This is a genomic window from Muriicola sp. E247 (assembly GCF_041358175.1).
Taxonomy (GTDB): Bacteria; Bacteroidota; Bacteroidia; order Flavobacteriales; family Flavobacteriaceae; genus Muriicola.
Map to the genome: position 1 here is coordinate 628,665 of NZ_JBGKBE010000001.1, position 23,551 is coordinate 652,215.

Here is a 23,551-nt window from a genome sequence, read left to right on the forward strand (position 1 = left end):
TCGAAATGATTGGTTGGAAATTATTATCCGGCTTAATTTGCTTTTAACCCTTTAGTACTACAATCATGAAAAGAAGAAAATTCGTAACGAAAACAGCCTTTGCAGGTCTGGGCTTGTCAGTTATTGGCGTTTATAGTTGCAAGGAAGCAAAAAAAGAGGCTTCTGAAGCCATGCAGGAGATCAAAGAAATAGAGGGCCCGTTTTTTAAACTGTCCCTGGCCCAATGGTCTGTTCACAGAATGATATGGGATGGGAAATTAGACCCCTATGATTTTGCTGCCAAAGCAAAGGAATGGGGCTTTGCAGGGCTTGAATATGTGAGTCAATTATACGATAAGGAACTCAGTGCAGCAAATTACAGTGCCGAAGCAATGGCTGCCTTTGTTGACCGTTCTAATTCAGAAGCGGAAAAACACGGTCTCGAAAATGTGCTGATCATGATAGACGGGCAGGGCGATCTCGCTACTTCGGATGCAGCCGAACGAAAAAAGGCCGTTGAGAATCACCACAAATGGGTAGATGCGGCAAATGCCATGGGATGCCATGCTATTCGGGTAAATCTGGCAGGCAGCACCGAACCTGAAACCTGGATGGCAAATTCTGTTGACGGCTTATCGCAATTAGCGAGCTATGCCAAGGATAAAAATATAAATATACTTGTGGAAAATCACGGAGGATTATCTTCCAATGCTGCGATGCTTGCTGAAGTTATGACGAAAGTAAATATGGACAATTGCGGTACCCTTCCCGATTTTGGAAATTTCTGTATCCGAAGGAATGATCCGGCAGATTATGGCAGTGGCTGTGCAGAAATGTACGACCTCTACAAGGGAGTAAGTGAACTGATGCCTTTCGCCAAAGCCGTGAGCGCAAAATCACACAATTTTGACGAGGGGGGGAATGAAACCGAGATTGATTATACTAAAATGCTACAGATTGTCAAAGATGCCGGATATACGGGTTATATTGGCGTGGAGTACGAAGGGAACGAACTGGGCGAAATGGAAGGAATAATGGCTACCAAAGCTCTGATGCTGAAATCGGCATCCGAATTATCATAATATCGAGAAATACCTATGGAGGAATTCTTTAATGAGCTTTTTGATTACAATTTTTTCTGTAATAAACAACTTATCGAGGCCTGCAGTGATCTGAAGGAAGTACCAAAGGAAAGCATGAGGCTATTCAGTCATATTCTCAATGCGCATCAAATTTGGAATGCCAGGATTAATGGATTGGAATCTGAATTTGGAGCCTGGGATGAACACCCGCTTAAATCTTGGGAGGAAATTCACTACGAAAATCAACGCAATACTTTTGAAATCATCACGAACACAGATGATTATGAAACCAGGATTGATTACCAAAACATAGAAGGCCGTCTGTTTACAAACACAATACAGGATATGCTTTTCCATATAATAAACCACTCAACACACCATCGTGCTCAGATACTGGCAGATTTCAGGGCGAATGGCCTTGAACCGGTTTCTCTGGATTACGTATTTTACAAACGATAATCATCTAAACTAAACCGAATGAACACCAAAATCAAAATACAATTGTCTTTTATGATGTTCCTGGAATTCTTTATCTGGGGCGGATGGTTTGTTACCCTGGGTACATTCCTGGGAGATAACTTAAAAGCAAGTGGGGGAGAGATAGCCATGGCATTCTCTACGCAATCCTGGGGAGCTATCATTGCACCCTTTATAATAGGCCTTATCGCCGATCGGTATTTCAATGCAGAACGAATTCTCGGGGTCTTACACCTCCTGGGGGCTTTGTTGATGTATCAGATGTACACCGCCGGGGATTTTGCGGTTTTTTACCCCTATGTCCTGGGATATATGATTATCTATATGCCTACCCTGGCCTTAGTGAATTCCATTTCGTTTAATCAGATGAAAGATCCGGCCAAAGAGTTTGCTTTTGTAAGAGTTTTTGGAACTATAGGATGGATCGTGGCCGGACTTATTATAAGCTATGTTTTCCTTTGGGATTCTGCCGAGGCAAGAGCCGATGGGATGTTGAAAAATACCTTCCTGATGGTTGCCATTGCTTCTGCCCTCTTGGGATTATTTAGTTTTACCCTGCCAAAAACACCTCCAACTTCTATTAAAGAAGGCAATGTAAATATTTCTACCATCCTTGGTCTCGATGCCCTTAAATTACTTAAAGATCGAAATTTCCTGATCTTTTTTATCTCTTCAGTATTGATCTGTATCCCACTGGCCTTTTACTACCAGAATGCGAATCCATTCCTGGCCGAGATCGGGATGGAAAATCCTACGGGTAAAATGACTCTGGGGCAGGCTTCGGAGGTATTATTTATGTTACTCCTGCCTTTCTTTTTTAAACGATTCGGATTTAAGATGACCATTATCGCCGGAATGCTGGCATGGACCATTCGTTATTTTCTCTTTGCCTACGGCAATGCAGGCGACCTCGCATTTATGCTTATCCTCGGAATAGCCTTGCACGGAATATGTTATGATTTCTTCTTTGTCTCCGGTCAGATATATACGGATTCCAAGGCGGGTGAGAAATTTAAAAGTGCAGCACAAGGGTTGATTACCCTGGCAACATACGGCTTCGGGATGCTCATTGGATTCTGGGTGGCAGGTAAGATTTCCGACATGTATCTGGTCTCCGAGAATGTCCACGACTGGACAAATATCTGGACTTTCCCCGCGATCTTTGCCTTTGTGGTTATGGCCCTGTTTGCCATATTTTTTAAGAACGAAATCATCGAATACAAAAAATAGAAACTGAAATGCCAAAAAAAATAAGATTAGGAATATTAGGAGGAGGGGGCGATTCCCTGATTGGAGTTTTGCACAGAGTTGCTTCCTTTATTAATGATAACTATGCAATCACCGGCGCAGTATTTAATGCCAATTTTGAAGAGAATCTGGCTTTTGCTAAAGAGATAGATGTACCCACAAACCGTATCTATAAGGACTTTGATACCCTTGTGGAAGAAGAGTTAAAACTTCCCCAAGAGGAACGGATCCAGGTCTGCGCCATCCTCACTCCCAACTTTTTGCATTTCCCGATGGCTAAAAAACTGCTCGACAACGGATTTCATGTCATTTGTGAAAAACCTATGACGACCACTTACGAGGAAGCCAAGATTCTCAGAGAAGCTCACAAGAAAGCAGGTACGGTGTTCGCAGTAACCCACACTTATACCGGTTACCCAATGGTAAGGCAAATGAGGGAGATGATCAAAGCCGGGGAATTGGGAAAAATTCACAAAGTTGATGCGCGATATTACCAGGGGTGGATCAATCCCATTATTCATGATAAGGCCAAACGCACTACGGTATGGCGACTCGATCCAAAGAAAGCTGGTATCAGCTCCTGTATGGGAGATATAGGTGTACATGCCTTTAATCTTGTTGAATACACTACCGGACTAAAGATCAAGTCGCTGCTATGCGATTTTAACTATCTCTACAGCGACAACCAAATGGATGTCGACGGCACGGCCCTGATTCGGATCGGGGAGCATGTTAAAGGGGTGATAAGGGCGAGTCAGGTGGCAACAGGAGAAGAGAACGGTCTGGCTATCCGGATTTACGGAGATAAGTTCGGGCTGCTGTGGGAACAGGAAAACCCTAACTTTTTATATAAGATCAGCGACACAGAACCCATAGCGGTGTATAAACCCGGCCATGCGTACAATAGCAAATTATCCCTCGATGGCACCAAACTACCTCCCGGGCATCCGGAAGGAATCTTCGATTCCATGGCCAATATTTATCTGGGGGTTGCCAGGGCAATCAGAGGAGAGAAATACAACGATGGGGAATTCCCTACGATGACCGACGGGGTACGCGGGCTGAATTTTATAGAGGCTACAGTAGAGTCTCACAAAGGTGGAAACGTCTGGGTAGAGCTGGATTAATTACTCCAATTACTTGCGTTCGAAGACTTTTTCAAAGATCTCACAGACCACAATCATACTCTCACGGGGAACTCGACCAAAGGGCTCCAGTTCCCTGGTGTAGTAGTCCCAGTGGGTTTTCTTCCAGTAATCCAGGGATTTGTCACCTTCGCCCTCCAGTTTGGCGTAAGATTCCCTTATACTGAAAAAGGGTTTTAGCTTTACGGCTACCGTCCTTACAATACAGCGGGCATTTCCGTCCCAGTCAGTAATAATGGTAAAATCTCCGATTTTTGGCAGGGGTTCTTTTCGGTATTGCAAGCCTAAAAGGGAGTGAGAAGTTGCGCGTTTTACACCCTTCAGTACAAGTTTTAAACACGTATTGGCGTCTTTTTCGTTATCACAAAAATGGGTGACTACAGGGTCCTCAGCAAAGGCGTATTCCAGATGCTTGTCTAAAAAATCGCCCCAAAGGTTTCTCGCTGATGCATTCTTCATATTATCGTAGGTTAGGAGAACATTCCTTTATTAAATTGCTCAACGGCATGATTAGCTGCTCTTGCCGTGAATGCCATATAGGTCAGGGATGGATTTACACAGCTTGCGGAGGTCATAAAAGCCCCGTCGGTAATATAGACATTAGGTACGGCGTGTACCTGATTGTGCTTGTTCACAACTGAAGTACGCGGATTCCATCCCATTCTTGCGCCACCCATTTCATGAATCCCAAGACCCGGACCGGTTTCATTTTCGTAGGATTTTATATTTTTAAATCCGGCTGCCTCAAACATCAGCACAACTTGCCTGATGATATCCTCCCTCATCTTGTATTCATTATCCTTGAATTCCACATCAAAATCGAGTTGCGGAAGACCCCATTGATCTTTTTCCGTTGCACTTAGAGTAACCCGGTTATCGTGATAGGGCAGCATCTCCCCAAATCCGGTAACGCCAATTTGCCAGGGTCCCGGTTTAAGGATATTTTCCTTGAGTTCTTTTCCGTATTGCATCTCAGCAACCGAAACCTGCCAGTCGGTCCTGCTGGCTCCTCCCTGATATCCAAAACCACGCAGGTAATCTCTTTTTCTCGATTTGTTATTCAGATTTACAAAGCGGGGAATATAAAAGCCATTGGGCCTTCTTCCCTTGTAAAATTTATCGAGGTAACCTTCAACAGATGCGGTAGCCCCGAGCTGGTAATGATGGTCCATGATATTTCGTCCTACCTGGTCGTAATCATTTCCTATTCCCTTGGGAAAACTATCAGATTTAGACTGTAGAAGAATGCCCACACTAGCCATGGCGGAGGCACATAAAAAGACCACTTTGGCGTGAAATTCTAATTTCTCATGTGTTTCTGTATCCACAATTCGCACGCCAGTCGCCTTTTTACTTTGGTCATCATAGATGATTTCATAGACGATCGAATTAGGTCTTAGCGTCATGTTCCCGGTCTTTTCAGCGGCTGGAAGCGTAGTGGAATTACTGCTGAAATAGCCTCCGAAAGGACAACCTCTCGAGCATCGGTTGCGATACTGGCAGGGATTCCTGCCTTCCTTTTGCGAATCTTTATCAGTGATATGAGCTACCCGCCCTATGGTGAGTACCCTCTCATCTTCAAACTTTTCTGCCATGGCCTTTTTTAAATCTTCCTCTGGACAAGTGAGGTCCATCGGAGGTTGAAACCGGCCATCCGGCAAATGCTTTAGTCCCAGGGCTTCTCCGCTGACTCCTATATAGGATTCTACCTTGTCGTACCATGGACTGATATCGGCGTAACGCACCGGCCAGTCTACGGCAATCCCTTCTTTTAGGTTGGCTTCAAAATCCAGATTACTCCATCGATAACTCTGGCGCCCCCATGTAATGGAACGTCCTCCAACATGGTACCCCCTTATCCAGTCGAATCGCTTGGTTTCCTGATAGGGGTGTTCGAGATCATTGACAAAGAAGTGCTTGTTGTCTTCCTTTGGTGCCCAGCCAACACGATTTTGCTTGTTGTATTTTTTTTTGTCTTCCCGGGAAAGTTCATTGTTGTTGGGCAGATCCCAGGGATCCATGTTCATTGTAGGAAAGTCCTTGATATGCTCTACCATCCGGCCCCTTTCCAGCACCAGGGTTTTTAGTCCACCTTCACAAAGTTCTTTAGCAGCCCATCCTCCGGTGATCCCGGTTCCAACCACTATGGCGTCAAATTGGTTTTGTGGATTCTGAGGTGTATTATCCATTTAATTCTGAGGTATTTCCTATATTTAGAACAAAAGCTCTTAGGAGATTATTCTAAGTTTTATCAAATAAATATAGGGCTAAAATCCGAAAGGGACTAAACCCGATTTTTCAATATTCAAATAAAAACCTAACAATGAAAACGATAAAAGGACCGGCAGTATTCCTCGCCCAGTTTGTAGACAGTAAGCCACCATTTAATACCCTTGACGGGATGTGCAAATGGGCAGCAGATCTGGGATATAAAGGAATACAAATTCCAACCTGGGAACATTTTTTAATTGATCTCGACAAGGCAGCCTCAAGTCAGGATTATTGTGACGAACTAAAGGGGAAAATCAATTCATACGGTCTTGAGATTACAGAGCTTTCAACCCATCTTCAGGGTCAGTTGGTAGCCGTTCACCCTGCCTATGACCTCATGTTTGATAATTTTGCGCCGGACGAGGTGAAGAATAACCCGAAAGCCAGAACAGAATGGGCTGTTGATGTAGTAAAAAAAGCGGCTACGGCTAGCAGGCGACTTGGCATCAAGGCCCACGCAACATTTTCAGGGGCCTTGTTATGGCATACCTGGCATCCCTGGCCTCAGCGTCCCCAGGGATTGGTGGAACTGGGCTTTGAGGAACTGGCCAAGCGCTGGCTCCCCATCCTTGATCATTTTGAAGAAGAAGGGGTTGATGTGTGCTATGAGATCCATCCAGGCGAGGACCTCCATGACGGGGATACTTTTGAACGCTTTCTTAAAGCAACGGGCAATCACAAAAGGGTGAATATCCTTTATGATCCCAGCCATTTTGTGCTACAGCAGCTAGACTATCTGACTTATATTGACCACTATCACGAATTTATAAGGTCGTTTCACGTAAAGGATTCTGAATTCAACCCCACGGGAAAGAAAGGTGCATTTGGAGGGTATAACGACTGGGGCGATCGAGCAGGGCGATATCGCTCTCTGGGAGATGGCCAGATTGATTTTAAGACGATCTTTTCCAAACTCACACAGTACGGCTGCGATGTCTGGGCTGTAATGGAATGGGAGTGTTGTATCAAAAGTCCGGAACAAGGGGCAAGAGAAGGTGCAATTTTTATCCGGGACCATATAATTGAGGCAACGCAAAAGACTTTTGATGACTTTGCAGGAGGGGAGACAGACAAAGCCATGCTCCGGAAAATATTAGGAATTTAAAATCGAAAAAATGAAAATTCAATACGTATTGCTGGCGATCGCCAGTCTAAGCCTTGTCCAGTGTAAGGAAAAAGCAAAATCGGATAAGCAAAACAGTGAAGAAAGTATGGAACTGGCCACGAATGAAACAAAAGGGGAAGAGGAATGGGAGGTATTGTTTGATGGGACCTCCTTTGATGCATGGAAGGCATACCTGAAAGATGGTATGGCCGAGCACTGGAAAATAGAAGAAGGCGCCATGGTGTTTTATCCCCCGGCGGACCGACCTGATGGGGAAAGTTATAATATCGTTACTAAAGAAGACTATACCGATTTTGTTTTATCCCTTGAATGGCGCGTTAATGAAGGAGCCAACAGTGGGATCTTCTGGGGTATAAAGGAAGATGCGGCCTACGGACAACCTTATGAAACAGGGCCCGAGATCCAGGTATTGGACAATCAAAGGCATCCGGATGCTAAAAATGGGGATACCCACCAGGCCGGGGCATTGTACGATATGGTAGCCCCATCGGAGGATGTGACCAAACCTGCAGGCGAATGGAATAGCTGTGTGATCACAGTGAATTACAAATCGAATAAAGGGAGTGTAAAACTAAATGGGGTTGATGTGGTGACATTTCCGCTGGATAATCAGGAATGGGATGCAATGGTTTCAGCATCAAAATTTGCAGGCTGGCCGGGCTTTGGAAAATTCCATACCGGAAAGATCGGACTCCAGGATCATGGCGATGTAGTGGCCTACAGAAACATCAAAATAAAAAAGCTTTAAGATGAGGATATATAGCCTGGTAGTGCTGATTTTGATAGTAGTAATTTCATGTAAAAATAATACTCCAATTAACCGGGACTTAGGTGAAGGAGAGGGGATCGAATATGAAGAATATTCGGGAGAAGAACCCACAACACCTGAAGAAACAGAGGTATATCAGCCGGTTCCACCCAAAGTGATTCCTTTTGCAGAAAATGGAGTCCCGAGCGATGCGGTCGTTTTATTCGATGGGAGTTCTTTTGAAGAGTGGATGATGGTCAATGACAGCTCGGAAGTGGTTTGGCACCTCAACGAAGATGGGAGTATGACCGTGAAGGATAAAACCGGCGATATCATGACCCGGAAGAACTTTGGGGACGTCCAATTGCATCTCGAGTGGCGTTCGCCGGCCGAAGTTCAGCGCGAAGGACAGAATAGGGCAAATAGCGGGGTTTTCTTACAGGGTCTTTACGAAGTTCAGGTGCTCGATAATAATGACAATGACACCTATGTGAACGGACAGGTAGCTTCCATATACAAACAGCATATTCCTTTGGCCATGGCTTCTGTACCAAGTGGAGAATGGAACACTTACGATATCATTTACCGAGCGCCTGAATTCAACGAAAAGGGATTAAAGATCAAGTCGGGTACCATAACAGTATTACACAATGGAGTACTGGTCCAGGATCATGTGGAGATCAAGGGAACCACACCCTATATTGGATGGCCAAAAAATCCACCTCATGGCAAAGGACCAATCAAATTGCAGGATCACGGGGACAATAGCCGGGTGAGTTACCGCAATATCTGGGTACGGGAATTATAGGAATAGGGGAATAGGCTGTTATTCGGACGTTGGAAATTAATTACCTTAGCCGAAATATTTTAAAGTATGATCCAATCCATGACAGGATTCGGGAAGCATGTTTTACAGCTACCCACGAAGAAAATTACCGTTGAGCTAAAATCGCTCAATAGCAAATCCCTCGATTTGAATGCGAGAATGCCCCAGGCTTACAGGGAAAAAGAACTTGAATTACGCAAGTTGATTGCTTCAGCATTGGGAAGGGGAAAGATAGATTTTAACCTTTATGTGGAAATCACCGGGGATGAGACTTCTTCAGAGGTCAATGAGGCTGTGGTAAAGCAATATATAAAACAGCTAAGGGCGATAGCCGATGGGGATGACCTAAGGCTGATGGAGATGGCGCTAAGATTACCTGACACCCTTAAAACAGAGAGGGATGATATAGACCCTAAGGAGTACCAGGCTATTGTGGAGTCTTTAAAAATGGCTCTTAAGGAGATTGAAAAGTTTCGCAGCGAGGAGGGCAAGATACTGGAGGGTGATTTTGCATCTCGACTAAAGAAGTTGCACCAGCTGTTAAAGGAAGTAAATGGCCTTGATGAGGAGCGACTAAATGCGATTCGCAGCCGGTTGGAAAAAGCGGTAACCGATATGAAAGCGGAGGTTGATGCCAACAGGTTTGAGCAGGAACTGATATACTACCTTGAAAAACTGGATATCACAGAAGAAAAAGTAAGGCTGGAAAACCACCTTAATTATTTTGAGGAGACCATGGCGTCTGCCGACTCCAATGGGAAGAAGCTGGGATTTATCAGTCAGGAGATTGGGCGGGAGATCAATACCATTGGTTCTAAAGCCAATTATGCTCCCATGCAGCAGCTCGTTGTACAGATGAAAGATGAGTTGGAAAAAATTAAGGAACAAATGCTTAACGTCTTATGAGTAGCGGGGGTAAGCTCATCATTTTTTCTGCGCCTTCGGGGAGCGGTAAAACAACTATTGTCAGGCACTTACTGGCCCAGCCTGAACTCAACCTGGCATTTTCCGTTTCGGCTACCTCACGAGCGCGAAGGGGAAAAGAAAAAAACGGGGAACACTACTATTTTATGACCCTTTCAGAGTTTAAAAAGCACATTAAGAACGATGATTTTCTGGAATGGGAAGAAGTATACCGGGATAATTTTTACGGGACACTCAAAAGTGAAGTGGAACGATTATGGGCCGAAGGTAAAAATGTCATTTTTGATATCGATGTTGCGGGAGGATTGCGTATAAAGAAAAAATATCCAAAGGAAACCCTGGCGGTTTTTGTGAAACCTCCCAGTGTAGATGAGCTTAAAATAAGGCTGAAAAAACGCAGTACAGAGTCTGATGAAAAGATCAATATGAGGATAGCCAAGGCATCAGTAGAATTGGCAACGGCCCCTCAATTCGACAGGGTCATCAAAAATTACGACCTCGATATCGCCCTTGATGAAGCCCATAAAATGGTAGCTGAATACCTGGGCGTTGAACCGTCAATTGAACAGAAAAAGGAGAAATCATAAGTGACGGACCTATGAAGAAAGTCGGACTATATTTTGGCACTTTTAACCCCATCCATATTGGTCACCTGGTGATCGCCAATCATATGGTGGAGTTTTCAGATCTGGAAGAAGTCTGGTTTGTCATCACGCCTCAAAGTCCGTTTAAAGTAAAGCAGAGTCTGCTGGCTGATCACCACCGGTATCAAATGGTGCAGGAAGCGGTGGCAGAGTATCCGAAATTAAAGGCGAGTACTATTGAATTTGATTTGCCACAACCCAATTACACCATTGACACCCTGGTGTATCTTCAGGAAAAATTCGGGGAGCAGTACTCCTTTTCCCTGCTGATGGGCGAAGACAACCTTAAGAATTTCCACAAATGGAAGAATTACGAGGCAATTCTGGAGGGGCACCATCTATATGTTTACCCGCGAATTTCGGGAGGCGTCACTCCTTCAGAATTTAAGAATCACAAAAAGATACACAAGGTTGACGCTCCAGTAATGGAGATCTCCTCAACCTTTATCAGGAAAAACCATAAAGCGGGAAAAAATATAAGACCTCTGTTGCCTGAGGCCGTCTGGAAGTATCTGGATGAAATGAATTTTTACCGTTGATACTGGTCTTCACAAATAAAAGGCCCTGCCTTTTAATGGCAGGGCCTTTTTCCTCGTTTTTATAATTACTAAATAAAGTCAGGATGGTTATGATGTACTAAAGGAATGTACCTTTGTCGTCCATTTTCACCTTCATTTTTTTGTCCCCGTTCTTAAGCGTAAGCTTATAAACTTTTTTAGCACCTTTATTCTCGCTATAAGTAACGCGGTACACATTGTCAGTTACAGTCCAGTTGGGGAACCTCTCCAGGAGGGCAGTTTTAATTCCGTCAGAAAGGGCTATATCTTTAAATTTTTCAATAGTTCTGGTAAGAGTACCATCATCATCATATACGGCTACGATTTTCCCATCAGGGATAAAGAAAGAAACCGTATAAAAATCAAAATCGTCCTGATAGAAATCGGCTTCCGTTACATCATAACGGGCGACCTCACGCTCCAGCATTTTTACTGGTACGGCAGCACTCTTAGAATCGGCTGCATTCAGGTATTTATAGTTCATGGGCTTGACGACCACTTCAGAGAGCTCAACAACCTTTACGTCCTGGGTATAGGCTGGGATGGTTAATCCAAGAGCTAGTAAACCAAGGATTATTTTTTTCATGGCATTAATGATTTAGATGTTTAAATACCCTATTTAGTACTCAAGGAAAATAAAGGTAGCTGAGGAATAAAGAATATCAAATGATCTATGTCAGTCTGCCAACAGGGAAAAGAGATGCTATTCGGAATTTTGACTAGCCCGGGTAAGGATATCTGTACCCAATAGTCGGTCTTCTTTATTGGTGTACCAGCTTCTCTTTTTAGGAATTTTAATCCCGTTTATAGTTTCAAAATTATCTGTTTCTAACATGATATATTCCCCGTCGTTGGTCGCTTCGTCGTGGAAGAATTGATACGCTTCCAAAGCGTAATTGTCAGGGTTAAAATAAAAGTACCAGGTATCTTTCCCTACTTCCTCTTCGTACTTAACCTTAAGGGTGAGATATTCTTTCCCTTTAAAAGTTTTTTTAACAACAGCAGGGTCTATTATGGTTCCCTTATCCCTTAATTTCATTGGGAGGCCGTAGAGATAGGTGTAATAATTTCTCATCATCTCTGTCTGCCCGCAAGACCCTCCGTTATTGGTGGAATCTTCAGCTTGCTTTTTTATTTTTTTTCCATTTACAACAAGGCCGCATACTCCTTTATCAATAACTTCTTCTGTCGTAGTATCATCTTTTCTCACCAACAATTTAAAGTAGTCAGCAGGAAAATTAAGCGTAACCTCGCTTTTTCGCTCACTATTATTAGGTGTTTCCATGGTAATGAACAAAGTGCCGGAGAATGTCGACCAGGCATTATCAGGGTCGTGATAGGCAATAGCTCTTGACAGCAATTCTTTGCCTGTAATATTTTGAGCCGATAGCCCGGGGGATGAAAAAAGGATGATCAAAAATAAAGGGAGCAGAAGTATTCGTATCATTATAGTAGGATTCTAAGAAACACTAAGTTCTAAAATTATTTTAAATTAAACACGGATATTTATGTTTAAGCATCATTGATATATGGAATTTGGTCTTGTTGAGACATTACAATTATTAGGTTCACTCGGCCTTTTCCTTTTTGGGATGAAGGTGATGAGCGATGCGCTTCTGCTCCTTGCGGGAAATAGGATGCGCAACATCCTGGCTACCATGACCTCTAATCGATTTCTGGGGATCACCACAGGGTTTTTAATTACATCCGTCATACAGTCTTCCTCTGCAACCACTTTGATGGTGGTGAGCTTCTCCAATGCTTCTCTCTTAACGCTAACAGAGTCTATAAGTGTGATCATGGGTGCAAATATTGGTACGACCATCACAGCCTGGCTTATTACCCTTCTGGGCTTTAAAGTGAGTATGAGTGCCATAGCCCTGCCTCTTGTTGGATTTGGCTTCCTTTTTATGTTCTCGAAAAAAGAAAAACTAAAAAACTGGGGAGGATTTATCATAGGTTTTGCCGTTCTTTTTATCGGGCTGCAGTTTTTAAAGGAGAACATGCCCGACATCAATCAGAATCCGGGGATACTTGAGTTTCTCAACAACTATACAGAACTGGGATTTGGTTCTGTGCTCCTGTTCTTATTTATAGGCACCTTACTAACTATTGTAGTTCAGTCTTCAAGTGCTACCATGGCGCTGACCTTATTGATGACAGCTGAGGGCTGGATCCCTTTTGATTTGGCTGCTGCCATGGTTTTAGGAGAAAATATAGGAACAACCATTACCGCAAATCTGGCAGCTATTGTTGGTAATTTCCATGCGAAAAGGACGGCCAGGGCCCACCTGATTTTTAATTTGCTGGGTGTTTTATGGATGCTGATTCTGTTTTATCCTTTTTTAAACCTTATCAGCTGGGTTTCCCAGAGATTAGGTAGTGAATCACCCTATGCTAGTGCTGCAGCCATTCCTGTGGCAATTTCCCTTTTCCACACATTTTTTAATGTATTAAACACCTTTTTCCTGGTTTGGTTTATCAATCCGATTTCAAAAATTGTAATGTGGTCCGTCCCGGAGAAAGCAGAACCTGAAAGGGAAATAGATGAACCAAAGTTTTTGGATGAGAAGATGTTAAAATACCCTGAAACGGCCATAGCCTCCCTTCTCAAAGAGTCTCAATACTTGTTTCAAAATGCCATATTTCAAATTGTGACCCACGCTTTAAACATCCACAGAGAAGACGTCAAATCGGATTTAAAAGCGAAGAAAGTGGTTAAAAAATCTATTGAAGATTTTAAGACAGATGTTAGAGCATTATATCTGAGCAAGGTTAAGAATATCTATGGAGAAATTATCCGTTATGCCACCAATGCCCAAAGCACTTTACAGCTTACTAAGGTTCAAAACAACAGGATTCTGGAAATAAAGGTAGCCAACAGGAAGATGGTAGAGATTTTAAGGGATGTAAAGGAATTGAATAGAAATGTGAGTACTTACTTCGTCTCCGAAAACAAGTATATGAAAAAGGAGTATAATCTCTATAGAAAACTGGCAGTTCAGATCCTTAGGATGATTTATGATATCCCAGGCGATGATGGAGAGGATCTACAGAAGAAACTAATGGTCCTCAGAAAAAATACCAACGAGAAACTTTCAGAGCACAATGTTCAAATTGATCAACTGATACGCAAGAACTTGATCACTACTGATATGGCTTCTTCTTTGGTCAATGACAATGACAATGTCCGGGATGTTCTGAATAACCTGATCACCGTTGCTGAATTGTTGTATTGCAGAAGGGACAGCCTGTTTTTGCCAGTTGACGACCATCAGGAAACTCTAAAAGAGTTCTCCTAGAAGACTACATCTATCAGCATAAACATCAGAAAATATACCGAGAAGAAAAAGTCCGGATAGCAATTGATCTCTATTGCTCTATTTTCGCTGGTTCAACCGAGTCGTCATAGTTGGAATAATACAGCTCCAATAGTTTCATTGTAGCCTCTATCAAATCCTTGGTTTCTAATAATAAAGAGAAATAAAGAGTGGTATTCTTAGGACTCGATTCTTCAGATCTTGTTCTTGTGATCTGTTTTTCGATTTTTTCTTTGACCAAATCATACAATCGTTGCTTGCTTTGGAGTATCTGTCCAATTTCTTCATAAGACTCATTGTCAAAGGCTTGCTTGGTACTACTGAATAAAGTTTCGAGTTCGTTATTAATTTCGGTTAACTCTTTTATCTGGTTAAACTTTAATTTCTTGTGATTGTTATTCACATGCTTATGACTGATCTTGGTAATAAATTCAAGAGATTGTGAGATATCGGTTAAATAGCTCAATATATTGATATAGAAATTACTGGCCTCAACACTTGAATCGTCCAAATTCTTGATAAAGTAGAACAGGTGGTTGCGCAGATCGTCAATCTCCGATGAAAGTTTAACAACATTGCTTTTATTCTTTTTAAGTCTTTCCAGGTCCTGTTTCGCAAGTCCTTCAATACTTATCCGGTATAATTTGCTACTCCTTTTCATCGCATTGGAAATGTTCTTTGAACTCTCCACGATTACTCCTTGAATAGACTTACTTTCAGTTCTTATCAGTCTGTCTTCAGCAAGAATTTCCTTGGATTTCCTATTATAAGAAATGTAGTTTCTCGCCAGTAAAAGGATGGCAACAAATAACAAAATACCAATTGCCGCTCCTTTTCCAAAGCTAATCAGGGCCAATATAATCCCGGCGGCAACAAAAGCGATTATAGCCGTTAAGAACCAGCCACCTATTACATTTAATACTCCGGCAACCCGGTATACAGCACTCTCACTTCCCCAGGCACGGTCTGCCAACGATGTTCCCATGGCCACCATAAAGGTAACATAAGTTGTGGAAAGGGGTAGTTTATAAGAAGTGGCAATGGAAATAAGGATTCCAGCTACCATTAAATTGACGGCAGCCCTTACCATGTCAAAGGCAGGAAGTTCATGAACCTTCCCTGACGGTAGTGCAATTGCGGGTTTTTTAAATCGGGAATCGACTTTATCCAGAAAAGATTTCGGGAGTACGGTAGCTGTATAATCTGTTACCATTATGGTGAATCGAACCAGCATTCTCGAGATATAATTTGGTTCAAAACGTTCTTTTGTATCACTTTGTCTTGCCAGATTAATTTCGGTATCAGCTACATATCTTGCCTTTTTGGAAAACCAAAGTGTAACAACCATGACCATTCCGGATAAAAACAGCAATACTGTTGGCGTTGGTACTTTTGTAGCCAGGATATTCATACTGAATTCACTTGCCGGAATTCCTGATACACTCCATGCTTCATAGGACTGGTAGGCTGCAATGGGTACACCAATAAAATTAACCAGATCGTTACCTGCGAATGCCAGAGCCAATGCAAAAGTTCCAACTCCGATGATCAACTTATAGATATTGGTATTAAATAAAATAATAAGGAAATAAGATAACAAAGACCAGAGGACCAAACTAATGGCTATAATGGCATATACCTGGCTTTCCAGGAAATTACTGATGGTCATTCCACCAATCAATTCATAGGTTTCACCGGCAAAAGGTGTACCCTTTATCCCTTTCATAAATATAAAATAAGTGATGGCAGACAAGGCAACTCCCCCAAATACGGCCCCAACCCATTTCGCTTTTCTTTCAAAATTATATGAAAGCAGGATACGAGATATCCATTGTACAATAGCCCCGATTGAAAACGCAACTACAACGGAAAGTAGTATTCCGGAGATGATCTGAAGTGCTTTTGAAGTATTGATATAAGTGATAATATCACTAAAACTACCACCGTCAGCTCCAATTTTTAATATGGACATAGCCACCGCTGCTCCCAGTAACTCAAATACGATGGAGACTGTAGTTGAGGTAGGCATCCCAAGAGTGTTAAAAAAGTCAAGCAGAAGGATATCCGTAATCATGACAGCCATAAAAATGAACATGATCTCATCGAAGTAAAACTCTCCGGGATTAAAAATTCCCTTCCTGGCAACCTCCATCATCCCGCTTGAAAAGATGGCACCAAAAGCAATTCCCAAACTGGCTACGATCATTATGGTCCTGAAAGAAATAGCTTTAGAACCAATGGCAGAATTGAGAAAATTCACGGCATCATTACTGACTCCGACAACCAGATCTGCTACAGCCAGAGCGGCCAGAGCGATGATCATTATAAAATAAATATTTTCCATTATGGCTTAAAAATAAGGATGCAAATATCTAAAGTAAGCTTCTTAGCTGTGTTATGTAATCGTTATTTCTAAATTTAGAAATGAACATCAAGTTGTAATCTGAACATTAATTCATTTGTTCCATTATCTACTGAGAGATAACTTAAATCTGTCTGTACCTTCAGTTTGTGTCCGACAATATACTTAGATAATCCCAAAGTATACTGAGATTCAGGACTTCTACCAGTAATACCTTCATCTAATTTTATATTAGTATACCTTCCTGAAACTTCCCAGTTACTCGGAAGTAAATATCCTCCCTGTAGATTGATACCGTCTCCAACCCAAACTACATCACCGGTTTCTGTACCGTCTGAGTTCTTGGCAATCGGATCTTCAGCGTCTCTGTTGGCATATTCCCACATAAAGGAAAAGCCATTGTATTTAAACATCCCGTCAAAGAAAAAAGTATTGATGGTAGTCTCGTACAAACCTGTGTCATTTAACATATAAGAACCCAGGTTACTCCTGTTTTTTACAGCATTCTGATTGATGTCGTAATTAACCGCGAACATCAGCTTTGGTGTAGCTTCCCGTTTGAGGTCACTCCCGCTGTAATCGCCCTTGCTTATGAATTCACCAAAGGGAAGGAATTCCAAACGTCCTGTATATTGGTATCCCCCAAGATTACCGTCAGTAATATTACGTCCTTCACCCTGAGAAAAGGCTATTTTTTCCCTGATTACAAACCTATCTGTTAAGTCGAAATGATGCCTTAGTTGAAAGCCCATATCCCGATCTATGTTAAACCTGCTGTTTACCAGTGACCTGTCAACCTGCTGCAGATTTCCAGAAGAAATTACCCTTTCGATATTCCCAGGTAATTTCGTCTGTCCAAACCAAAGTTCAAAATTTTCATAAAAATTCCACATTACAACGGCATCCAGAATATATCGGGGAGTGTTGCGGGTAAATTCTGATACCCCTGAAATATCACGGTTAGATAGTCCTAACTCCAGTTTATATCTAAGTTTTGGTGAATATGCGTAGCCATCAAATTTTAAACGTGCCCGCCGAACTAAAAAATTGGTTTCATTGTCTGAAAGGAAGCCATCTGAACCATCCTGCCCTTGTGAAATGGCAAGGATTTGCATTCGAGCACCGATTTTCATCGTAAATGAACTGTCTTTTCCAACTAAATTAAAAAGACCCTTACCAAAGGCCGGGGCGTTGGAATCCTGGGCATGTAAAGAAAAAATAAAAAAAATGAGAGAGCCTGTTAAAAGTAGCTTAGCCTTCATGAACGTAATAGTTTTTGTCGAAGGCAAATAAACGGCTTACATGTTAACTGAATGTTAATCTAAGTTTATAAAAAAACTGCCTTGGCCAAAGGCAGTTCATAGCATTCATAATACTCAGTCGACAAAAACTATACGTATATATGAATTAACTAAGGATGTAATTAATTACGAATCAAAGAACATACTTAAGTATGATGTAATTGTAATTCAAAGATTAAATTATCATTAAAAGTATTTATTATTACGCTTTATAACATACTAATATTCAGCTCACAACGTTTTTAATGTAAAATAAATGTTAGCTAAAAGTTGAATTAAAGTTAATTTCGAATTATCTTTAAAATCGGTTATAATCTAAAAGCATGAGAAAAATAAATCTACTACTGGTTGTATTCACAATAACTTCTATTGTGTACAGTCAAAATGAGAGAGAACTTAAATTGAACAAGGAGACTAACCTGATAGAAGTAAAGGAGTACCACGACAATGGCTTGGTAAGTCAGGAAGGTACTTTTAATTTAGAAGGTGAGCTGCATGGGGAATGGGTGAGTTACAATGATCAGGGAGAAAAAATTTCCAGAGGTTCATATTTAAATGGTCAAAGGACAGGTAAATGGTATTTTTGGATGGGAGATTCCGTAAAGGAAGTGGAATATAGTAAAAATGCAATTGCCAGTATTGATGGAGTAAAAAACAAAAATCGCTTAGCCGACAATCACTAACAATATCAATTTGTATTAAAACAAAACATCCCGCCAATTGCGGGATGTTTTGTTTACTTCTGTTACTTCAAATTACTCCCTGCCCTGTCTTAAGTTGGCAGTTATCTTTATACCAGGCTCTTCTTTTGATGTCTCTTCCGAGACTAAGTCGCTTAGGTTAATCTTCATCGCAGAGAGCTCTCGTTGGATTCTGGTTATCTGATTTGGTCTAACAAGAAGAGGTAATTCAAGGGATTCGTAACCGGGATAGCGCACTATTAAGGTATACGAACCTGGTGTTATTCCTTCTATTTCGAAATTTCCCCTAAAGTTGGTTTGAGTTTGAAATGTAGTGTTTTTCAATTCAATATTTGCGAACACAAGAGGTTCGTTATAAATCTCATTATCTATTATGTTGCCTGCAATACTACCGTGTTCTTGGGCAAAAAGGCCTACGGTAAAAAGAAACAGACTCAGTAAAAAGGCATTTTTCATTAGATATCATTTTACAGTTGCAAAGGAAAGCAGGGAATGTAAAACTAACGTTACCTTCAGATTAAAATTCGGTAATTATAAAAACGGAAAAAGCCCTCGCAAGAAGGGCTTTTTTATACAATGACTTTTATAGTTAATCTCTTTTAATTGATGCCTACCGTCCAGCCGGTACCCCAGCTTGCAATGTCGGTTCCTGTGCCATTGCCATCTCCACTAATAAAATCACCTTCCGTGAAAGTAAATCCGGTATCGTTTTTTAGTTTTGTGATGACATTGTTAAAAGTTACGTCAGAGACGTTGAGTAAGCCATCGATAACCCCCTGTCCGGTTGGATTATCTCCCGCGTCGCCATCGAGGTCAAAGGCTTCATCAAAATCGGTAATTACCAAATTAGTGAATAGGCCCTGGGTTCCTGCTCTCAGTCTAATTGCTTCACTTCCGTCATTGGCACCTACTATAGTCACATTGGCGACATTAGGAGCTGAGAAATAACCACCTTCGTTGCTGAAGTCAGTATTGTATCCATCACATTCAAAGGCTTTGTCATGTGAAACTCCATGCTGTACATAAACATCTGTCAGCGTTCCTATAAAACCCTCTGTCCAGTCTATTGAGTCATCTTCAGCATTGACAACTGCTATATGGCTGGCATTTACGGTACCTCCAAAAAATTCAATACCATCGTCTGATCCTTCAAAGACTTGTACATAATCTATAGTTGTTCCGTTGCCAACTGCATACAAAGAGAGGCCGTTCAACTCCGCATTTCCATCAATGGCTCCACCTGCATATTCGATACGCATGTATTGAATAGATCCAGAATCATCGGCAGGAATATTACCTCCGTAAGATAGTCCGCCTATTTCAGAAGTAGACGTGTCTGATGAGCCATCCGCAGTTGAATTGATTGGTGCAGAACCGCAAATGACCAATCCTCCCCAGTCACCCGAGGCCGGACTACTTGCATTGGAAGTCAAAACAATAGGACTTGATGCTGAACCAACTGCACTGATCATCGCTCCTTGTTGTATGGCTATATACGCATTAACGCCAACTGGTTGTGCTTTAATGGTCATTCCTGCAGGAATTGTCAAGGTAGTTCCTGAAGCCATTAATACAGGTCCGGTAATTACGTAATCAACCTCAGCATCCAATGTAAGATCTTCGGTGTAGACTCCACTCAGATTTTCCGTTGTAGAACCAGGTTCATTACCACCTGAATTCGTGATATTGTTAGTTACACTATTATCTGTAATAATAATATCGGCAGTATCATCACTTTCGCATGCAATTAGAAGGGAAGCAACGATTCCTAAGAATAATAATTTGTTTTTCATTGTTTATAGTTTAAAAAATAATTAGAATTTATATTTAAGGGTGAGTCCAATATTTACTCCTCGTTTAAACTCGCGTAAAATGACATTTCCATCTTTCACAAAGCCCTGAATCAAAGGGTTGTTATCTTCAACACCCGTGTTTTCCCTTATAAGGGATATATTCGGATTGAGTAGATTAAGGGCACTGATGTTTGCCTCAAAATGTTCACCTATCTCATTTTGCCAGACAAAATTGAGTGTTGGAACAGATTTTTCCACCATATTCCCAAGGTTTCCACTCCCAATGGCAAAAATGCGGTCTGCGAAATATGAGAATGCCAGAGAAGCCGAAGGCTTGTACTTGCCAATCACAGGACTATAATTAATATCTGCATTCACAATAACAGGAGAGGCTCCTTCCAGTTCTTCGCTGGTTCTGTCAGCAAATGAGGTGCCAAATGTAAATCCCTCTGTTGTTGAAACGGTTTTTAAATCCTGTTCGGTGAAGGTATATGCAGCATTTGCACCAAAGGATAAGATGGCATTTTCATTCGAATCGTTAATGATGTTCTTTCTCACCTCCAATTCAAGCCCGAACACTTTAGCCTGATCTCCTGTTCTGAAGTAGCGCTGATTACCCGTAGCATCTGTTGCAACTACCCGGTTTACAGGATCATTGATAGTCTTTGCAAAGGCAGCGACAGAAATAAGTTCACCTCTGTTGGGGAACCATTCGTATTTGAGATCATAATTGTAGATTTCAGAAAAAATAGGACCGGTTCCATCTGGTTTTCCCAGCAGGTCGGGGTTTCCACCTACTCTTTGCACCACACCTTCGTAAACAAAATTGGCAGCTTCCTTAAATTCGGGGAAGGATGCAGTCTTGCTAAAGGAGAAGCGCAGATTGGTATCTTCATTAAGGGCGTAACGCAGGTTTAAACTCGGGAGATATATGTTTTCATAAGCATTCCTGACTCCGGGATCTGTAGGAACCGGGTTAATCACGTCATACACGATCCCCTGCTTGTAAGATTCCACGCGGAAGCCGGGGATTAGTAACCATTTGTCACTGAGATTTAATTCGGCCGTGGCATAAACGGCATGAATATCTAAATTTCCTTTGTAGGTATTCTCATAAATCTGTGGCCGGTTTAAACGGCCGATATCCACATTCTGAGGATTCCTAACTATAAAGAGATCCCATAACCCACTGCCCTGGGGAATGTTGATGTTTAATACATCGAAGAAATCATTCAGGTTATTCACGTCGGTCACCGGATTGGCATTTTTATCTGCAATGAGATATCCGTAGCGCCAGTTGTTAAACCTTCTTTCTTTTCGTCTCCCATTGTAGCCGAAGTTCAGGGATACCTTTTCAGATACTTTTTTGGATAGGTTAATGTAACTACTCATTTCATCGTCTTCAATGCTTTGGAAAAACCGCTGGTTGTCAAAGGCGATGTTGTCATAAAATATTGGGTTGGTGTTAGGATCATCATCCAGGGCAAACTGGAAATCCTCAAGAGAGATCCGTTTCCTGTCTGGTTCATCTGAAAAGACTTTATTAAATCCAATTCCCCAGTCCAATTCCCAGTCGTCCTGGAAAGTGTGGTTCCCGTTTAATTGATTGACAAAAATCATGTCCTGATTAAACTGCACGTTTAACTGAAAGTATCCGCCATCCCCATTATTACTAAAGCCATCTCGGTTAAAACCGTTCCCACCGATTCCATAGTAGCCTACGGCATCTCTTGCACTGTTGACAAATAGGGAGCTGAATTTTAATTTGTGATCATTATCAATTCTGTAAGTAATATTTCCCATAGCCGTTGTGGTGGTACTATACGTGTATTCGTTTACCAAGGGAAACCGGACTTTAATATCGTTTGTAAAATCCAGTGCCGGACCTTCCAGAAATTCAAATCCATTGCCAAAACTTGCCATCCCAAAAAAGCTAAGTCTTGATTCCTCGTTGAGGTTGAAGGAATAACCTCCTTCGACAGCGCCTGAAATATTAATGGGATTATAGTCGGATTCTGGATCTACGCCATGCGAAAGAACAACAGCAAAGGGATCGTTGTCATACCGATTGTAAAAGCCAAAGAAACTAGTTCCTTCACTGGTTACAAAATCGGTTCCCAGGGCATTCGAATTTATTCCCGAACCCAGGGAGACTTCCAGGTATCCATCACCGGTATATTCTTTGGAATCGATGTTTACATTCCCTGCGGAAAAGTCGCCGTAGAAGGAAGGAGTATATGCCTTACTTACAGAAATATTTTCAATAATACTTGAGGAAAATATGTCGAGGTCTATATTCTTTTTATTTACATTGTTTGACGGGAGGGCCAATCCATTCATAGTAGTATTCTGATACCGGTCCCCCAACCCCCTTACATAAACATCGCTTGATCCCTGTTGTTTTGAAATCCCGGCAATCTGAGCCACCGCGGCAGCCGCATCATCGATCCCTTTTTTAGTAAGGGCTTCGGCGCCGATTGCTTCCCTTATTTCAACTGCCTTTTTCTGGTCTAATAGCAGAGCAACCTCAGAATCCTTAGAAGCCGTTGTGATCAGGACCACTTCATTTAGTGAAACGCTGCCTGCACCAAGTTCAGTATTAACCTCAGTTACCTTCCCGGCTTCTACCAATACGTCTGGCACTTCTACCGTTTCGTAACCAAGGAATGTAAAAACCAGGGTGTATATCCCCGGTTCCAGATTAGATATTTCGTATAGGCCATCAAAATCGGAGGTGGTTCCCTTGGTGGTTCCCTTAACTAAAACATTAGCAAAAGCCAGGGGTTCATTGTTCATTTCCTTATCACCAAGCTTCCCAGCAATGCTTCCTGTTCTCTGAGCATATACCGATGCTGTAAATAAAAGAATGAAGGCTATAAATAATTGTTTCATTAATCTTTTTTTCAAATCACGGTGCAAAGAACGGGGGAGTGGGTAAAGGCCATGTTATTCCAGAGTTAAAGATTTATTTATTAAAGGTTACTTTAATGTTAGCACATTAAGTAAAGGTTATGACTGATGATAAATCCCTCCCTTTGGGATAAATG

Annotated in this window: 21 protein-coding genes; 12 read left to right on the top strand and 9 right to left on the bottom strand. The window is 41.8% G+C overall.

Translation table 11 applies throughout. The annotated features are described in order from the left end of the window. The first annotated feature begins 65 nt into the window (after nt 1–65). Genes ACA086_RS02805 through ACA086_RS02820 form a run of 4 tightly spaced genes read left to right on the top strand, consistent with a single transcriptional unit; the run spans nt 66 to nt 3,913 of the window. Nucleotides 66–1,061, top strand: coding sequence for a sugar phosphate isomerase/epimerase family protein (locus ACA086_RS02805; protein WP_371001825.1), 996 nt, complete (start codon nt 66–68; stop codon nt 1,059–1,061). 15 nt (nt 1,062–1,076) lie between these two features. After that, on the top strand, nt 1,077–1,520 hold the full coding sequence (locus tag ACA086_RS02810) for a DinB family protein (protein ID WP_371001826.1): 444 nt from the start codon (nt 1,077–1,079) through the stop codon (nt 1,518–1,520). An 18-nt stretch (nt 1,521–1,538) separates the two neighbouring features. Continuing rightward, a complete protein-coding gene (locus ACA086_RS02815; protein ID WP_369747757.1) occupies nt 1,539–2,768 on the top strand; it encodes a nucleoside permease in 1,230 nt (409 codons plus the stop codon). 8 nt (nt 2,769–2,776) lie between these two features. Continuing rightward, the gene (locus tag ACA086_RS02820; protein ID WP_371001827.1) at nt 2,777–3,913 is read left to right on the top strand and encodes a Gfo/Idh/MocA family protein; all 1,137 of its coding nucleotides are present in this window, start codon (nt 2,777–2,779) and stop codon (nt 3,911–3,913) included. A gap of 9 nt (nt 3,914–3,922) precedes the next feature. Here the strand turns inward: ACA086_RS02820 and ACA086_RS02825 are convergent, their stop codons facing one another. Continuing rightward, the gene (locus ACA086_RS02825) at nt 3,923–4,390 is read right to left on the bottom strand and encodes an ASCH domain-containing protein (protein ID WP_371001829.1); all 468 of its coding nucleotides are present in this window, start codon (nt 4,388–4,390) and stop codon (nt 3,923–3,925) included. Between the two features lie 11 nt (nt 4,391–4,401). Next, nucleotides 4,402–6,120, bottom strand: coding sequence for a GMC oxidoreductase (locus ACA086_RS02830; protein WP_371001831.1), 1,719 nt, complete (start codon nt 6,118–6,120; stop codon nt 4,402–4,404). 134 nt (nt 6,121–6,254) lie between these two features. On the opposite strand from ACA086_RS02830, the gene ACA086_RS02835 reads away from it, so the two are divergent. The 6 genes from ACA086_RS02835 (at nt 6,255) to nadD (ending at nt 11,009) form a co-directional block, all read left to right on the top strand. Then, nucleotides 6,255–7,307, top strand: a complete 1,053-nt coding sequence (locus ACA086_RS02835; RefSeq protein WP_371001832.1) for a sugar phosphate isomerase/epimerase family protein — start codon at nt 6,255–6,257, stop codon at nt 7,305–7,307. A gap of 10 nt (nt 7,308–7,317) precedes the next feature. Then, nucleotides 7,318–8,076, top strand: a complete 759-nt coding sequence (locus ACA086_RS02840) for a DUF1080 domain-containing protein (RefSeq protein ID WP_371001834.1) — start codon at nt 7,318–7,320, stop codon at nt 8,074–8,076. A 1-nt stretch (nt 8,077) separates the two neighbouring features. Beyond that, a complete protein-coding gene (locus ACA086_RS02845) occupies nt 8,078–8,884 on the top strand; it encodes a DUF1080 domain-containing protein (RefSeq protein ID WP_371001836.1) in 807 nt (268 codons plus the stop codon). A 66-nt stretch (nt 8,885–8,950) separates the two neighbouring features. Further along, nucleotides 8,951–9,808 (top strand): YicC/YloC family endoribonuclease, encoded by an 858-nt coding sequence (locus ACA086_RS02850; RefSeq protein WP_371001838.1) that lies wholly within the window; start codon nt 8,951–8,953, stop codon nt 9,806–9,808. Beyond that, nucleotides 9,805–10,413, top strand: coding sequence for a guanylate kinase (gmk, locus tag ACA086_RS02855; protein ID WP_371001840.1), 609 nt, complete (start codon nt 9,805–9,807; stop codon nt 10,411–10,413). Before ACA086_RS02850 ends, gmk begins: the two co-directional genes overlap by 4 nt. Nucleotides 10,414–10,424: 11 nt before the next feature. Next, complete coding sequence (nadD, locus tag ACA086_RS02860) at nt 10,425–11,009, top strand: nicotinate (nicotinamide) nucleotide adenylyltransferase (protein ID WP_371001841.1); 585 nt, start codon at nt 10,425–10,427, stop codon at nt 11,007–11,009. A 97-nt stretch (nt 11,010–11,106) separates the two neighbouring features. On the opposite strand, the gene ACA086_RS02865 is transcribed toward nadD, so the two are convergent. After that, nucleotides 11,107–11,613, bottom strand: coding sequence for a nicotinate-nucleotide adenylyltransferase (locus ACA086_RS02865; RefSeq protein WP_371001843.1), 507 nt, complete (start codon nt 11,611–11,613; stop codon nt 11,107–11,109). Between the two features lie 117 nt (nt 11,614–11,730). Then, nucleotides 11,731–12,474: a DUF6503 family protein gene (locus tag ACA086_RS02870; RefSeq protein WP_371001844.1), complete on the bottom strand. Its 744-nt coding sequence runs from the start codon at nt 12,472–12,474 to the stop codon at nt 11,731–11,733. A gap of 82 nt (nt 12,475–12,556) precedes the next feature. On the opposite strand from ACA086_RS02870, the gene ACA086_RS02875 reads away from it, so the two are divergent. Further along, nucleotides 12,557–14,329, top strand: a complete 1,773-nt coding sequence (locus tag ACA086_RS02875; protein WP_371001846.1) for a Na/Pi cotransporter family protein — start codon at nt 12,557–12,559, stop codon at nt 14,327–14,329. A gap of 70 nt (nt 14,330–14,399) precedes the next feature. Here ACA086_RS02875 and ACA086_RS02880 read toward each other — a convergent pair whose 3' ends face one another. Together ACA086_RS02880 and ACA086_RS02885 are read right to left on the bottom strand one after the other, a co-directional pair. Then, nucleotides 14,400–16,691, bottom strand: coding sequence for an inorganic phosphate transporter (locus ACA086_RS02880; RefSeq protein ID WP_369747744.1), 2,292 nt, complete (start codon nt 16,689–16,691; stop codon nt 14,400–14,402). A 74-nt stretch (nt 16,692–16,765) separates the two neighbouring features. Next, complete coding sequence (locus ACA086_RS02885; protein WP_369747743.1) at nt 16,766–17,971, bottom strand: porin; 1,206 nt, start codon at nt 17,969–17,971, stop codon at nt 16,766–16,768. A gap of 362 nt (nt 17,972–18,333) precedes the next feature. Here ACA086_RS02885 and ACA086_RS02890 point away from each other — a divergent pair, with 362 nt between their 5' ends. After that, a complete protein-coding gene (locus ACA086_RS02890) occupies nt 18,334–18,693 on the top strand; it encodes a toxin-antitoxin system YwqK family antitoxin (protein WP_371001847.1) in 360 nt (119 codons plus the stop codon). A 72-nt stretch (nt 18,694–18,765) separates the two neighbouring features. On the opposite strand, the gene ACA086_RS02895 is transcribed toward ACA086_RS02890, so the two are convergent. From ACA086_RS02895 to ACA086_RS02905, 3 genes are all read right to left on the bottom strand, one after another. Then, entirely contained in the window at nt 18,766–19,167 is a 402-nt protein-coding gene (locus ACA086_RS02895; RefSeq protein WP_369747741.1) for a carboxypeptidase-like regulatory domain-containing protein, read from the bottom strand. Between the two features lie 143 nt (nt 19,168–19,310). Then, on the bottom strand, nt 19,311–20,504 hold the full coding sequence (locus tag ACA086_RS02900; RefSeq protein ID WP_371001849.1) for a multidrug transporter: 1,194 nt from the start codon (nt 20,502–20,504) through the stop codon (nt 19,311–19,313). A gap of 21 nt (nt 20,505–20,525) precedes the next feature. Further along, complete coding sequence (locus tag ACA086_RS02905) at nt 20,526–23,396, bottom strand: TonB-dependent receptor domain-containing protein (RefSeq protein ID WP_371001850.1); 2,871 nt, start codon at nt 23,394–23,396, stop codon at nt 20,526–20,528. Nucleotides 23,397–23,551 lie beyond the last annotated feature (155 nt).

Bases quoted from the DNA above. Each gene is read 5' to 3' on its own strand.
- ACA086_RS02805 (WP_371001825.1), top strand. From the start codon at position 66: ATGAAAAGAAGAAAATTCGTAACGAAAACAGCCTTTGCAGGTCTGGGC.
- ACA086_RS02810 (WP_371001826.1), top strand. From the start codon at position 1,077: ATGGAGGAATTCTTTAATGAGCTTTTTGATTACAATTTTTTCTGTAAT.
- ACA086_RS02815 (WP_369747757.1), top strand. From the start codon at position 1,539: ATGAACACCAAAATCAAAATACAATTGTCTTTTATGATGTTCCTGGAA.
- ACA086_RS02820 (WP_371001827.1), top strand. From the start codon at position 2,777: ATGCCAAAAAAAATAAGATTAGGAATATTAGGAGGAGGGGGCGATTCC.
- ACA086_RS02825 (WP_371001829.1), bottom strand. From the start codon at position 4,390: ATGAAGAATGCATCAGCGAGAAACCTTTGGGGCGATTTTTTAGACAAG.
- ACA086_RS02830 (WP_371001831.1), bottom strand. From the start codon at position 6,120: ATGGATAATACACCTCAGAATCCACAAAACCAATTTGACGCCATAGTG.
- ACA086_RS02835 (WP_371001832.1), top strand. From the start codon at position 6,255: ATGAAAACGATAAAAGGACCGGCAGTATTCCTCGCCCAGTTTGTAGAC.
- ACA086_RS02840 (WP_371001834.1), top strand. From the start codon at position 7,318: ATGAAAATTCAATACGTATTGCTGGCGATCGCCAGTCTAAGCCTTGTC.
- ACA086_RS02845 (WP_371001836.1), top strand. From the start codon at position 8,078: ATGAGGATATATAGCCTGGTAGTGCTGATTTTGATAGTAGTAATTTCA.
- ACA086_RS02850 (WP_371001838.1), top strand. From the start codon at position 8,951: ATGATCCAATCCATGACAGGATTCGGGAAGCATGTTTTACAGCTACCC.
- gmk (WP_371001840.1), top strand. From the start codon at position 9,805: ATGAGTAGCGGGGGTAAGCTCATCATTTTTTCTGCGCCTTCGGGGAGC.
- nadD (WP_371001841.1), top strand. From the start codon at position 10,425: ATGAAGAAAGTCGGACTATATTTTGGCACTTTTAACCCCATCCATATT.
- ACA086_RS02865 (WP_371001843.1), bottom strand. From the start codon at position 11,613: ATGAAAAAAATAATCCTTGGTTTACTAGCTCTTGGATTAACCATCCCA.
- ACA086_RS02870 (WP_371001844.1), bottom strand. From the start codon at position 12,474: ATGATACGAATACTTCTGCTCCCTTTATTTTTGATCATCCTTTTTTCA.
- ACA086_RS02875 (WP_371001846.1), top strand. From the start codon at position 12,557: ATGGAATTTGGTCTTGTTGAGACATTACAATTATTAGGTTCACTCGGC.
- ACA086_RS02880 (WP_369747744.1), bottom strand. From the start codon at position 16,691: ATGGAAAATATTTATTTTATAATGATCATCGCTCTGGCCGCTCTGGCT.
- ACA086_RS02885 (WP_369747743.1), bottom strand. From the start codon at position 17,971: ATGAAGGCTAAGCTACTTTTAACAGGCTCTCTCATTTTTTTTATTTTT.
- ACA086_RS02890 (WP_371001847.1), top strand. From the start codon at position 18,334: ATGAGAAAAATAAATCTACTACTGGTTGTATTCACAATAACTTCTATT.
- ACA086_RS02895 (WP_369747741.1), bottom strand. From the start codon at position 19,167: ATGAAAAATGCCTTTTTACTGAGTCTGTTTCTTTTTACCGTAGGCCTT.
- ACA086_RS02900 (WP_371001849.1), bottom strand. From the start codon at position 20,504: ATGAAAAACAAATTATTATTCTTAGGAATCGTTGCTTCCCTTCTAATT.
- ACA086_RS02905 (WP_371001850.1), bottom strand. From the start codon at position 23,396: ATGAAACAATTATTTATAGCCTTCATTCTTTTATTTACAGCATCGGTA.